Annotated in this window: 12 protein-coding genes; 4 read left to right on the forward strand and 8 right to left on the reverse strand. The window is 53.8% G+C overall.

What is annotated here, in order from left to right; genetic code table 11:
• Window positions 1-71: 71 nt before the first annotated feature.
• Window positions 72-302: a molybdopterin converting factor subunit 1 gene (moaD, locus tag MK323_02700; protein ID MCH2481069.1), complete on the reverse strand. Its 231-nt coding sequence runs from the start codon at window positions 300-302 to the stop codon at window positions 72-74.
• Between the two features lie 89 nt (window positions 303-391).
• Here moaD and moaB point away from each other — a divergent pair, with 89 nt between their 5' ends.
• The gene (gene moaB, locus MK323_02705; protein ID MCH2481070.1) at window positions 392-925 is read left to right on the forward strand and encodes a molybdenum cofactor biosynthesis protein B; all 534 of its coding nucleotides are present in this window, start codon (window positions 392-394) and stop codon (window positions 923-925) included.
• A gap of 151 nt (window positions 926-1,076) precedes the next feature.
• Window positions 1,077-1,640: a DinB family protein gene (locus tag MK323_02710; GenBank protein ID MCH2481071.1), complete on the forward strand. Its 564-nt coding sequence runs from the start codon at window positions 1,077-1,079 to the stop codon at window positions 1,638-1,640.
• Here the strand turns inward: MK323_02710 and MK323_02715 are convergent.
• The 4 genes from MK323_02715 to MK323_02730 all read right to left on the reverse strand — a co-directional run bounded on the left by MK323_02715 (window position 1,579) and on the right by MK323_02730 (window position 6,234).
• The gene (locus MK323_02715; protein ID MCH2481072.1) at window positions 1,579-1,881 is read right to left on the reverse strand and encodes a tyrosine-type recombinase/integrase; all 303 of its coding nucleotides are present in this window, start codon (window positions 1,879-1,881) and stop codon (window positions 1,579-1,581) included. The genes MK323_02710 and MK323_02715 overlap by 62 nt on opposite strands.
• Before the next feature lie 598 nt (window positions 1,882-2,479).
• Window positions 2,480-4,132 carry a choline dehydrogenase gene (locus tag MK323_02720; GenBank protein MCH2481073.1) on the reverse strand — a complete coding sequence of 551 codons (1,653 nt, stop codon included), beginning with the start codon at window positions 4,130-4,132 and terminating at the stop codon, window positions 2,480-2,482.
• A 41-nt stretch (window positions 4,133-4,173) separates the two neighbouring features.
• A complete protein-coding gene (locus MK323_02725) occupies window positions 4,174-4,941 on the reverse strand; it encodes an alpha/beta fold hydrolase (GenBank protein ID MCH2481074.1) in 768 nt (255 codons plus the stop codon).
• A 60-nt stretch (window positions 4,942-5,001) separates the two neighbouring features.
• Window positions 5,002-6,234: a Rid family hydrolase gene (locus tag MK323_02730; GenBank protein MCH2481075.1), complete on the reverse strand. Its 1,233-nt coding sequence runs from the start codon at window positions 6,232-6,234 to the stop codon at window positions 5,002-5,004.
• 201 nt (window positions 6,235-6,435) lie between these two features.
• On the opposite strand from MK323_02730, the gene MK323_02735 reads away from it, so the two are divergent.
• Complete coding sequence (locus tag MK323_02735) at window positions 6,436-7,476, forward strand: putative transporter (protein ID MCH2481076.1); 1,041 nt, start codon at window positions 6,436-6,438, stop codon at window positions 7,474-7,476.
• 103 nt (window positions 7,477-7,579) lie between these two features.
• Window positions 7,580-7,843, forward strand: coding sequence for a hypothetical protein (locus MK323_02740; GenBank protein ID MCH2481077.1), 264 nt, complete (start codon window positions 7,580-7,582; stop codon window positions 7,841-7,843).
• A 149-nt stretch (window positions 7,844-7,992) separates the two neighbouring features.
• Here MK323_02740 and MK323_02745 read toward each other — a convergent pair whose 3' ends face one another.
• From MK323_02745 to MK323_02755, 3 genes are read right to left on the reverse strand one after another with little or no spacing between them, the layout of a single operon-like run.
• The gene (locus MK323_02745; GenBank protein MCH2481078.1) at window positions 7,993-8,421 is read right to left on the reverse strand and encodes a copper chaperone PCu(A)C; all 429 of its coding nucleotides are present in this window, start codon (window positions 8,419-8,421) and stop codon (window positions 7,993-7,995) included.
• Between the two features lie 42 nt (window positions 8,422-8,463).
• On the reverse strand, window positions 8,464-11,343 hold the full coding sequence (locus MK323_02750; protein ID MCH2481079.1) for an insulinase family protein: 2,880 nt from the start codon (window positions 11,341-11,343) through the stop codon (window positions 8,464-8,466).
• Window positions 11,344-11,396: 53 nt separating this feature from the next.
• Window positions 11,397-12,644, reverse strand: a complete 1,248-nt coding sequence (locus MK323_02755) for an MFS transporter (GenBank protein ID MCH2481080.1) — start codon at window positions 12,642-12,644, stop codon at window positions 11,397-11,399.
• Window positions 12,645-12,760: the final 116 nt, after the last annotated feature.

Below are 12,760 nucleotides of genomic sequence, written 5' to 3' on the forward strand. Positions count from 1 at the left end.
ACGAAATGCTGTGACCTCGGCCCACGGGTCAAAACACTGATCGCGCAGTTCGATGTGCATGGAATTTCCTTTTAGCCGCCGGTCACAGGCGGAAAGAAAGCCACCTCATCACCGTCTGTCACAGTGTGATCCAGGCTCGCGTAATTATGGTTGATCGCAACGAGCACTTCCTCATCGAGCGGCTGCCGGCTGATCGCCTGCCAGACATCACGGACATCATTGACAGAATCAGCGGGAATTTCGGTCCGCGCAACACCAATGCGTTCGCGCAGGCTGGCAAAAAACCGAACATTGATCGTCATACTAAGGTGATAACCTCTGCATACGGTGTTCAGAGAAGGCAAACTATAATAGGCTGTCAACGACAAGGCCACAACAGGTATCGGGAGCAATGACGGCGATCCAACGTGAATTCATACCGGTGAACATTGCCGTATTGACGGTCTCGGATTCAAGGACTGAAGCCGACGATAAGTCCGGCAAGCTTTTGGTGTCGCGCCTCAATGACGCGGGTCACCAGTTGTTCGAGAAGACCATTGTCAAAGACAACATCTTTGCAGTGCGGGCAGTGGTCTCAAACTGGATTGCCGAACCTGACGCTCAGGTTGTTGTCACCACAGGGGGTACTGGTGTGACCGGATTTGACGGCACCCCGGAAGCCGTGTGTCCACTGCTCGAAAAAACGCTGGACGGATTTGGTGAAGTCTTTCGCATGATCTCCTACGAGGAGATCGGCACATCAACGTTGCAATCACGGGCCGTCGCAGGGGTCGCCAATGGCACCTATGTTTTCTGTCTGCCCGGGTCTTCCGGCGCCTGTGCTACGGCGTGGGACAAGCTTTTGGTACACCAGCTGGATTACCGAACCCGACCGTGTAATCTGGTCGAACTGATGCCCAGATTGCTGGAACACCGACAGGCTTGACCGATTCCCCGTTTGCTTAATGTACCGTCACGCTTGAAATTGGTTCAGGTGGTAGTTCTGGTTCTAGCGGTTCTATACCCATCTGTTCACAAGCATAGTTGACCCCGGCTAGACTTTCCGAAGAGCAGTGGAAGACAGCGAGGATCAACCGATGAATGAAAACGCGTTGTGTCCTGGACTCGGCGATTACCTCATAGCCCAAGCCAGAAACAACCACTGGAGCAATCATCGCCTGCATTCGGCATGTTTGCGACTGCCTGCCTCGGAGTACTACGCGAACCGCCCGAGCTTTTTCGGCTCCATACACATCCACCTGGATCACATCGTCTTCGTAGATTGGCTCTACTTAGAGCGCTTAACTGGAGAGCAGTACCTGCCCGCCGACGTTGGGGACGAATTGCACAACGAACTCGCGCCACTAGTGGAAGATCAGGTGACAGCCGATAGAGCGCTGATCGAGTACTGCGACGCCGCGACGCCCGAAACCCTTGCCTCAGAGGTGTCGTTCAAGCTTTTGGACGGTACACAGTACACGGAGGCTGTCTGGAGCGTGCTTGCGCATCTGTTCACGCACCAGATTCATCATCGTGGTCAGGTGCACGATATGCTCTCGGCAACATCAGTGGCGCCGCCGCAGCTTGACGAGTTTTTCCTCAGCTCCGATTTGCCGCTTCGTGAGGCCGAGTTAAAGGCACTGAACCTACCCATTGAGTAACGTGACCAGTGATACTGGCAACTTCTATGACATTGAATCCACTCTCAAATAATCGTGATGTAGCCTCATGCCGTAAATCGTGGAACCGCAGACCATCAATACCGCAGTCATCGTTCAGTTTTGTAAAACGATTCCATTCTGTCCATCTATTCACACAAAAAATTGGTCTATCAGCCAGCTGGACTACCTTCCCTGGCGCTCTCAGTTGCTCTGTAAGCGCATTTAACGCTCTTTTGGACAAATGAAAAGATGGTGCGAGGTGTATCCGTCTTAGTCTGAGGAATAAGGAGCGTCTGATCTTTGAAATTAATATCGTGCTTCCTGATGTTATAGATTTCCCCCTGCCGCATAGCCGTTTCTATAGCTACAATAAATTGACGTTTTAAACATGGTGGAGCGTGACGTAAAAAAACCGCTTTGCAAAGTCACGGCTGGTAAAGGTCTTGGTTACTGGCGCATAACCCTTGCGTCTGACATTAGCCTGATAACGGCCCTCGCGTACTCTGATATAACCCATGATTCAGTCTCCATGTACGTACAATATTCAGCTATGGCGTCATTGATGGGCAAAAAAGACTTGGAAAAACGCCTGTGCTACGGCGTGGGACAAGCTTTTGGTACACCAGCCGGATTACCGAACCCGACTGTGTAATCCGGCATCGGCTATCTGCACCATCTCTGGAGTATGCTTGTTGACTGAACACATATCGACATCAGGTGCCATCCGCTCCATGTTGATGACCAGTTGAAATTTCAATCAGGGTGCAATACGACCGTACAGTGATCTACGAGGTATTGTCACGTCGCCAACAGACGGTTTGTATGGCGAACTGACATCCTCAGGTGGCGCTGTGATCTCCGAAGTGGAAGTGGGGGTGTTCCGGCGACAGCGGTGGTTTGCCCAGTAGATAATCTGCTGCACGCTCGGCGATCATCTGGGTAGGCGCGTTTAGATTCCCGCTGACTATGCTCGGCATCACCGAAGCATCCACCACGCGCAGACCGTCTATACCGTGCACCCGCAACTCGGAATCGACAACTGCCTGATCATCACTACCCATCTTGCAGGTGCCACAGGGATGGTAGTCGGTGTCGGCGGTAGCACGCACGTAGTCCGCAAGCTCCCGATCTGAGGTGACCTCCGGTGCCGGGGTTATTCGTTTGCCCCGAAATCCATCGAACGCCGGTTGTGTCAGGATGTCCTGCATCACCTTCAAGGCTTCGATCAGTTCCTTGAGATCCTGTGGATGACTGAGATAATTGAAATGTGCTGCAGGCCTGTCACGTGGGTCAGCGGAATGGAGTTTTACTTGCCCACGGCTGAGTGGTCGCAACTGGTCGCAATTGAGCTGATATCCGGGGTATAACAGGAGTTTACGGTCGGCCCACTCACTGTATACGGGTGTGAAGTGGTATTGGAGGTTCGGATGTGCGGCATCAGTATTGCCGTAGACCATGCCGCCCATTTCCCAGATATTGGAGGCACCAATACCTGAGCGTGTCAGCAGCCACTGTACACCGACCCGCAGCTTTGACAGCGGCTGAGTTAAATGATGCAGGGTGACCGGTTGGGTGCACTCGAAACCTGTAATGATGGTCAGGTGATCCTGCAGGTTTTGTCCCACGCCAGGCAAATCTAACTCGGAGCGAATATTCATGGACTTCAGATAGTCAGTAGGCCCGATACCGGACAACATCAATAGTTGCGGTGTTTTGATCGCCCCACAGCAGACAATCACTGCTTTGGCGGCCCGCAGCTCACGAGTGTTACCGCGTGAAACGTATTCCACGCCGACAGCTCGTTTGTTCTCGATAAGAATGCGATTGACCAGTGTACCTGTCTCGAGACTCAAATTTGGCCGCGTCAGTGCAGGCTTGAGATGGGCAACCGCGGCACTGCTGCGGCGCCCGTTTTTGGTGGTACTGTCTAGCCGGGCGATCCCTTCTGGCTTGTAGCCGTTCAGGTCCTCGGAAGTACCCTGGCCAGACTGTTGGCCAGCTTCCCATAACGCATCAAACAGCGGGTTCTCGAGATGACCCCGGGTCACTCCAAGGGGGCCATGGCCGCCGCGCCATTCGTTTTCTCCACGATCTGAAGATTCACAGCGCTTGAAGTAGGGAAGACACTGCGCATAGCGCCAGGCTTTCAGACCAGGGGTTTGTGCCCAGCGGTCGTAGTCCAGCGGATGGCCGCGCATGTATACCATCGAATTGATCGACGACGATCCGCCAATGACCTTTCCTCTTGGCAGCTGAATCTTTCGCCCGTCACACTCTGGCTCTGATTCGCTGTTGTAGTTCCAGTTGATACTCGGATCTTTATAAACGTTATAGACCCCGGCGGGTATGTGAATCATCAGTTTATGATCCATCGGCCCGGCTTCAAGCACGTGAACATCCAATGCCGGGTCTTCTGAAAGGCGGTTGGCGAGTACGCAACCTGCAGAGCCCGCACCCAGAATGATGTAATCAAACAGCTTGTCTTCTGCCAATCTGATCTGCTCCTGGGCGGGTTTAGCGCAAGGGTTGAAGCTTATCGCAGAAATGAATCGAGTTTTTCAGCGATGAGTTGCGGGGCCTCCACCAGAACACTGTGTCGCAGACCGGGCAGGATCTCGAGCTGTGAGGCGGGAATTTTTTCATGCATCAAACGGGCCATGCGAACATTTGAACCGGGGTCATATTCACCGGTCATAACTAGAGTTTCACATTGAATCTGAGACAGGTGTTCTGCAAGGTCACTGAGCACAAATACCCGGTAGGCCTGAAAATAACCTTCCGGTGAAGTGGCACGTAACTCAGCAATTCGTTTTTGAACTCGTTCGGGATGATTCTGCCGAAATTCAGGGGAGAACCAGCGTTCCAGTGCCAACTCGATGTTGGTGTCTAAATCCCCTTTTTCCAGGTTGCAAATCCTTTCCTGTACGTGTTGTCGCTCGGCATCCGTACGCCCGGCAACTGCACTGAGAATTGCGAGTTGTCCAACACGCTCAGGATAGCTAAGCGCAAACTGCTGAACGATTAAACCACCCAATGAAAAACCGACCAGATGCGCGTGCGGCAGGCTTTCGTCGATAAAGATCGCTTCAAGGTCGTGTACGAAATCCTCAAGAGACCAGTCACCAGCCGGCACATCACTTTGACCGTGGCCCCTGAGATCGTACCGGAGCACACTGAAACGATTCTCCAGAACACCCGCGATCGGGTCCCAGATATTGAGCGTGCCGCCCAGACCGTGTATCAGGATCACGGTAGGGTGCTGTGCTGGATCCTGCCCGGAACAAAAAACATGCGTATACATGGCGCCAGAACTCAAAGCCCTCAGTTGTATTCAATGATCTTAGGCTGCAATACCGAATTGTTAACCCTGTGCCACGCCCCAGATCTCGACCATCGAGTCTGCGGTCTGCATGTGGGGTACCGGCACCAGCGTGACCGGGGGTAGAACACCGCCACAGCAATCACGCAGCAGCTGTAACAAATGCGGAGTGTTGTCTTCCTCATCTGAAGCGGTGTAGTAACAGACTATCAGTTTGAGGTCTGCCGGACTGCGGCCGAATGGGCGCAGTAGATCGTCGATGTAACTCATGGTGAAGCGTGTCTGGGGTAATAGCTGACCGGACAAGACCCGTTTGCCAGTGTTGGAAAACGGCTCGGCCGGCACCTGCCCGCCCAGCCAGATCATGCCGCGCAATTTCTGAGCCTGACGGTAGGGCAGGCTCAACGGCCAGTCCCAGACCCGATCTGGCCAGGCGTCTTCTCGAGGGATGTACTTGTCATAACTGTGGCGGCGCTCGCGCATGGCGAGCACCTCGATCTTGGTCACCGTTTTATCCGGCCACAGCGTGTGACAGGGGACGACTGTTGCTGGCGGACCAGGTTCGCTGAAGTAGGATGCCCGAGCCTGAGCCAGTGGCGCCCAGTCCTTACGTGTGGTGCCGAAGTAATAGCCCTCCATTTTCACACTGTCCTGAAGTGAGGCACCCACTGCGGTCAGGCTGTTTTGGAGCGAGGGCATAATGATATGTGACTGACCTGCCCCATCCAGGGCCGTATCGAACGTGGCGTTGAAGTGCGCCGCGGTCCGGTTGGCCACAGCTATAAATTCCCCCGCCCGTAGGGCGGTCGTGACTACAGGGCATGTCGATGCATTGTTGCCTGCCACCTGCAGCGACTGGGTTTCAAATTGGAAATCTCCTGAGTCGCGCCAGTTGCGCACGGCAATGACCTGTACCTGGATTTCCTGGCCCTTGAAGGGCTGTAGCGGTACCGGCAAGGTCGAGATCACGGGTGAGGGCGCGTTGGGAAATGCGTCCTGCAGGGCCTGAACGATCGCGATTTCATCGCGGTTATCCTCGGGCCTGTAAAACGCTTTTACCCGCACGGCATCAGCCAGTGAGCAGTGTTCCTGATGAAGCGCTGCGGCAATGTTTTCGACAGCCCCTGTAATCTGCCGGGACATGTCACCGGGGTTGCGTAGGGCGCCGGTCGAATCAAAGTCACCGGCGCCGCCGACGAACGACAGCGCGCCGGCAGAGGCACAGACATTGTGAGTGAACGGTGTGGGTAATGACCAGATGGGTTTATTCGACATGGTATTCAGGTGGGCGTGTTGGCCATGTTGGCAGAGCGTGAATTACACTGTGCCACAGACCCGCGTCAGGATGCACAAGCCTAATTTGTAATTCGATCGTACGCAAATCGCAGGCGCGTTTGTCTGTCTTTTGTTTATTATTGGCTCATATTCAGATTGAAGATCATGTTGGCCGAATAAGGGACAACAGGAGAACATCGAATGATCAAGTCATTTTACGCAACTCGTCAATGGGCATTGTGGGCCTACGGTGGCGGCCTGCTGCTGTTATCGTCGATCTGGCTACAGGTACAAATGACTGTGGCCATAAACACTTGGTATGGACGATTCTACGATCTGCTGCAGAATGCGGCCAGTTACAAAGATAATCCCGACGACGGCATCTCGTTGTTCATAGCAGAGCTGGTCTCTATCAGTTACATCCGAAACGGATTTGAAGGCGATCTGTCATTTGTCGTCATAGCGTTTCCCTATATTCTGCTGGCGATTTTTACAGGTTGGTTTACACGCATCTACGGTCTGCGCTGGCGCGAAGCCATCACCTTTAATTACGTGCCGCGTTGGCGTAGCGTTCAGCAGGAGATCGAGGGTGCATCCCAGCGTATGCAGGAGGACTGCAACCGTTTTGCCCGGATCGTCGAGTCTCTGGGGCTGCAGGTTGTCCGCGCAGTCATGACCCTCATCGCTTTTATACCGGTGCTCTATGGACTGTCTGACAAGGTCGACCTACCGGTGTTAAGAGATATCGAAGGGTCATTGGTCTGGGGCGCTTTGATCGTCTCGCTCGGCGGTTTGGTTATTTCCTGGTTCGTGGGCTGGAAGCTGCCGGGCCTGGAATACAACAACCAGAAGGTTGAGGCGGCCTTCCGTAAAGACCTGGTGCTGGGTGAGGACGACAAAGCTCGTCACGCAGACCCCATAGCACTTCGAGGATTCTTCGGGGGTATACGATACAACTACCATCGACTGTATCTACATTACGGTTACTTCGACGCCTGGATCTCTACCTATGACCAGTTTATGGTTATTGCCCCCTACCTCGTGATGGGGCCCGGATTATTCACAGGCGTTATTACATTAGGTGTCATGGTTCAGGTGTCCAATGCGTTCGGTAAAGTGCACGGCAGCTTTTCGCTGTTTCTACATAACTGGACCACCATCACCGAACTACGCTCGATCTGGAAACGCCTGCATGAGTTTGAAGACAATCTCGACCGCTATGCGGTCCCAGCACCTGCTTAAGGGAGGTCTTTAATACGACGGTTCCGGTCACAATAGGGGCATTACTTACTGGTAATCCTACCGGGTGCTACTTGGGGTGTACCTCGAGATAAATTAGGCTGGCGTGGCCAGACTCGCCGTGGCTTTTGACCGAAAAGCGTCCGCTGGCGAAGGCTTTGAACTGCATTGCTGCGGGGACATGTGGGGTTACTTTGGTGTGTATATCGTAACCGTGGAGATGCAGCACATCGGGTTTGTCGCTGGACCAGTACAGTTCAACCTGGTCGCCCTGGCTCACGCGAATCGTGCGCTCGTCGGTCAAGATTTTGCCATGCTGTATGTACAGTTCAAACCGCTTGACCGGTCCGGGGCCATTTGCCGCTACTGAGCCAGTCTGGTCATGTTTATGGGGCGTCTGCCCCGCGCCCTACGTATCGACCATCTGCACCACGACCTGGACCAAAGTTTGTTCTGCCTGGTCAAATATCAGCAAAAGCGGGAAGCGGTCTTCCACCACGAGCGGTTGCTTAAGACCCATCAGCATAATGTGGTGACCACCTGGCGCAAACAGCACATCTTCATGGGGGGCAGGATCACCGAATCGACCCGACGCATCTTCATCATTCCGTCCTCGAGGATATGCGAATGAACTTCTACGCGCTCGGCAATCTCAGCCGATGCACCCAACAGTTTGTCAGGATGAGCGCCGTGGTTTGTCAGTGTCAGATAGACGGCGCCGTTGGGGCTGATGGGGGGTAGCGCTCGCGACCAGGGCGACAGGATATGGATGTTGCCAGCTTCATAATGCTGAGCAAAGGTAACGGCAGCTGCTAGCGGAAATACCAGCAGTCCAACAAGATATCGCAATAGTTTCACACTCAGGCAGGACTGAACGGTCGCGAGTTTGAAATGCCGCGCGGCCAGAACACGACCGACTTTCACAGACAATTCGATCAGACTCCCCATTACTGACTGCTCAAGACACTTGCCCCTACACGGAGCCTATGTTTATTCATCGACCGGAAAAAATCGACCAAGGCTCGAACGAAATGCCAGTGGATCGACAATTTCATTTCTAGGCAGCGCTGCCTCGGCGCCCGTCACTGCACCAAAACTGCGGACTACCAGGTGCGGACGAGCGAGATCAAGCACCGATGTTTGGAAGAACTTACGGAAGTCGTCCAGTGAAACTTCGTTGATTGCTGCTGCGAGCCGTTCACGACTATCAAATCCGTAGTCGTTCCGATCGATCTCGAGCCAGTAGCGACTGCTTCGATACGACAATTTTTCCTCCTGGCGCATCACATCACCCACCAAACTGCTGCGGTGCTGTTCAAACTCGGCGCTGGTCATGCTATCGATCGACGCTGCATAATCATGCAAAAATTCAATCATTGCCGCCTCTATCGCGTCAGGTGCTTGATTCGGCGACTGCACTATAAACACCAGGCCCGGCAACTGCATCACGTCCATAGCCCCACTGAACACGAAATACCCCATCTGCTGTTCAGTCCTCAAACTCTGATAAAACGGTGCGTTCATGACTTGCCCCGCTAAATAATATTTCGCCCGATCGCTAAGTTCGTGACTCTCCCCCTGCAGATACAGTGCTAGCACGGCATCGGGATGGTCGATCGATAAAGTTCGAACCCGTGCCTCACTCGCCGCTAGTCGGACTACCTGGCCGTGGGGAACGACAGCGGCGCGGTTCGTCCCCAGCAATTCTCCAGCAACAAGCGCAGCAAGCGACAGTGCTTCCTCCCGGGTGTAATTCCCATGGGCGAGCGCCACTGATTCGACCGACTCCAACAACTGCGGAACGAAAGCTTCTAGGGCTTCGCGGGTTGCAGCTTCAGCAGCTTCGATCTTAACGTTGGGCCACCAGATCGTATCGAGCAACAAACGTCGTAAATCCGCTATGGCCTGTTCGTAGGGCTGTTCGAGTGCCAAGTTACGAAGTTGTTGGACTAGATTATCCTGAAGTCGGTCGAAGCGTTCCGATGTTACCTCGGGAACTCGAAGTGCGGCGAGGATCGTCTCCAGCAACACTGCCTGTTTATCCGTATACCCCGAGATCTTCAAGGTGAACCCACGCTGGTGATCGTATAACTCAAATCCAAGCCCGGCGAGTTGGGCGGGGTATGAAAATGCATTCAACTGATCGGCCACCACCGCCGCATACAAGTTTGTCAACACGGCTTCTCTTGGCGTCGTTCGCGCGTGAGGCGAGCGAATACTTACGTAAAAATTTCCGCGCGGCGACCCGTAGGAGGTATCGTGGTCGAACCACAACGTAAACCCATCTTGAATGTCGATGCGTGTGGGCTTAGATACCTCTAGTTGCTCCTGGCGCAACTCCAGATCTACAGCAAGAAACGGATTGGGCTTCGGAAGGTAAAGATCAGGATTGGTCGATAGACCTGACCAATCCTCGAGTACATCGCTAGGCAAAGTCTCCAAACTGTAGTGAACCCCATAGTGGGTCTCTACCTGGTCGGTTTCGAGCTCCGGCCCGACCAGTAACAAGTGGAGATTGCGGGGTTGCAATCGATCAAGGTAGGAAAGAATCAGTTCCCTATTGAACTTGTCATAACGATATGGCGCGTAATAAAGATCTTGAACTGGGTAATCATGCATGCGAGCCGCGAATGCCCGAACCAGAGTGTAGGCTTCAACGTCCTCTCGAAATCGAAAATCAATCTCGGCCAGTTTGCGCTGCTCATCGAATACCCACGACGTTACGCCCTCTTCACTAATCTGCCGGATAAGTGCAAACAACCAAGCCCCGATACGCTGGTAGTTCTCGAGGCCCGACTCGGTTAACGAAATCGTGACTTCAAAGGTGCCGTAATGTTCGTAACTCAACCCGCCGCCGGCCGATAGCCCCTCGGCCCAGCCCTGTTCTTTCAATAACGCAAACAGCGAACCGGGCCCCTCATCTCCGAGGAGGCTCGCAATGTAAGACAGCGGTTTTGCCGCATAGTCGTCGAGCGCCGAAGGTATTGCAAACGAGAAAACAGCTTGCCGGATTTCCTTAACAGGGATGATCTTCTGAAGCAGCGGTAATGTCCCGAGCGGGTAGATTGGAACTTCCGTCTGTGGGGCAATGGCCTTCCCGGCCGGCACGCCTTCAAACAATTCTTCGACCCAGTCACGCAGCAGGACCGTTGATTCCCGGCCTAAAACGACCAAAGTCATACTCTCAGCCCGGTAATGTGCCTCGTAAAAACCGATGAGGTCTTCCCGCACCAAGTCTCCTTCACGATCAGCGAGAGTATTCTCGTTCCCAACAGCAAAACCCGACTCGGGATGCCGTGGGTCAAATGCTTGGCGTCTGGCTGCCAGATAGCGTCTTCCATCCGACTGCAATTTGGCGCTGAATTCGGCGTGTACGATACCGCGTTCTCGCTCTATAAACCTGGGGTTGAAAAGCGCGGCGACAAAAAATTGGGAGAACCTCTCCAGTGCACCCCTAAGATATTGGGACTCAATATCAAAATAATAATTGGTGTGATCCGGCATCGTGTAAGCGTTATCATTGCCACCGTGCAGCTGGATAAAGGCCTGATACTCCCCCGCTTCCGGATACCGCTCTGTACCCAGGAACAACATATGCTCAAGCAAATGAGCAAGACCCGGCCGTTCTTCCGGATCACTGCCACTGCCCACCCGAACATCGAGCGCCGCCGCCGCCTTGTCCGTATGGGGGTCGGATATTAACAATACCCGCAGTCCATTTTTGAGACGATGTGCGAGATAATCCCGATCATCGGATGGGCTGGTGATGATATCCGCAACAGCTTGGCCAGCTTCATAATGCTGAGCAGGAGTAACGGCAGTTGCCAGCAGAAATACCAGCAGTCCGGCGAGATATCGCAATAGTTTCACACTCAGGCAGGGGTCAACGGAAGTACATCGTTAGAACAATGACCGTCACAGGATCAGGTAGTCAGTATAGTGCGCCACCGGGCGACGATTACTAAGGTCGTCAGTATACCGGTCAACCCGAATATGACGGTAGTCGCCGGTACGCCAATCCACTCAATCAACGCCCCGCCCGTGAGTAGTCCCATTGGCATACCGTAAACGGCCAGCATGCGCACACCGGATACCCGTCCCCGATAGACCTCATCAGTAATCTTAAGTAACAGAACAGACATTGGGATCATCGCGAAACTCTGCGCGAGCCCGATCACTGTAATTACCACGCCGGCAACCATCGGTATAGAGAATAGACCCAACAACAAAATAAACAGGTGCCATATCACCAACCAGATCACCATCATGCGGACGGGTTTTGTGACACGAAGGACCGTCGCTGTTGCCAGGGACCCCAGCAATGCACCCATTGCCAACAGCGCGATCAGCTGTGCCAGACCGGTTTCATCCATTGCGTATACGTCACGGGCCAGGGCGGGCAACAGACCGCGGATCATCGGGAACCCAGTGAAGTTGGCGAGAAAAGCCAGCGCCATGATCGCGACGATAGTTTCATTACGGCGGATGTAAGAAAAACCCAGCTTCAGGTCTGTCCAGGGCCTTGAATTCTCGGTGGGTTGTCTGGGTATTGGCGTGATCCGCCAGGCGAGCAGTACGCTCGCCAGGTAAAGCCCCACGACAGCGCCATAGGCTGCGCCGATACCCAGAGTAGAAAACAGGCCCGCACCCAGCAGTGCGCCGAATATGCGCGCTGAGTCCATGGTCGCCCGTGAAAAGCCCATCGCATTGTGCAGATCTCTAGTGGGTACTGTGTCGGCGATCAGCGCGAACTTCACAGCAAAATCCGATGGTCGTACTAGCCCAGCTATACCGGAAATAACAAAGACCTGCCACGGCTGTACGGTACCGACAAGTGCCAGCAATAGGATGGCACTAGCCAGAGCGCCGTAAATCAACCGCAGTATGATCAGTATCGCCCGGCGGTCGACCCGGTCTGCCAGCACGCCGAAAAACGGGCTGAGCAGAGTTCCACTGAAAGTCAGGGCCGCGAATGCGGCCAGCAAGAAAGGTGAATCGGTGGTAACCAGTACAAACCAGCCCAGGATGAGCGTTTCCATTTCGAATGCCCATGAGTTAAGCAGATCCGATCCCCACTGGAAGCGGTAACTCTGAATCCGAAATGCACTCAGAAATTTCGGTAGTCGCACGGTGGAATAATTAAGCCTATGTTCTGCGCTTCTGGCTGCCACCGAAAGTCTGCGGCGAAGTGCTGGCATTTCGGGCGTTATAACGTGATAGGGTCATGTGTTACTGTCAGGCAGAATCCGCGCAAAGAATCCGCGTAGCATACGCGAAAACCCTGAGA

It is taken from the genome of Gammaproteobacteria bacterium (assembly GCA_022450155.1).
Lineage (GTDB): Bacteria > Pseudomonadota > Gammaproteobacteria > Arenicellales > UBA868 > REDSEA-S09-B13.

Excerpts from the sequence above, each read along its gene's own strand:
- moaD (MCH2481069.1), bottom strand. The coding sequence starts at position 302 with ATGACGATCAATGTTCGGTTTTTTGCCAGCCTGCGCGAACGCATTGGT.
- moaB (MCH2481070.1), top strand. The coding sequence starts at position 392 with ATGACGGCGATCCAACGTGAATTCATACCGGTGAACATTGCCGTATTG.
- MK323_02710 (MCH2481071.1), top strand. The coding sequence starts at position 1,077 with ATGAATGAAAACGCGTTGTGTCCTGGACTCGGCGATTACCTCATAGCC.
- MK323_02725 (MCH2481074.1), bottom strand. The coding sequence starts at position 4,941 with ATGTATACGCATGTTTTTTGTTCCGGGCAGGATCCAGCACAGCACCCT.
- MK323_02730 (MCH2481075.1), bottom strand. The coding sequence starts at position 6,234 with ATGTCGAATAAACCCATCTGGTCATTACCCACACCGTTCACTCACAAT.
- MK323_02735 (MCH2481076.1), top strand. The coding sequence starts at position 6,436 with ATGATCAAGTCATTTTACGCAACTCGTCAATGGGCATTGTGGGCCTAC.
- MK323_02745 (MCH2481078.1), bottom strand. The coding sequence starts at position 8,421 with ATGGGGAGTCTGATCGAATTGTCTGTGAAAGTCGGTCGTGTTCTGGCC.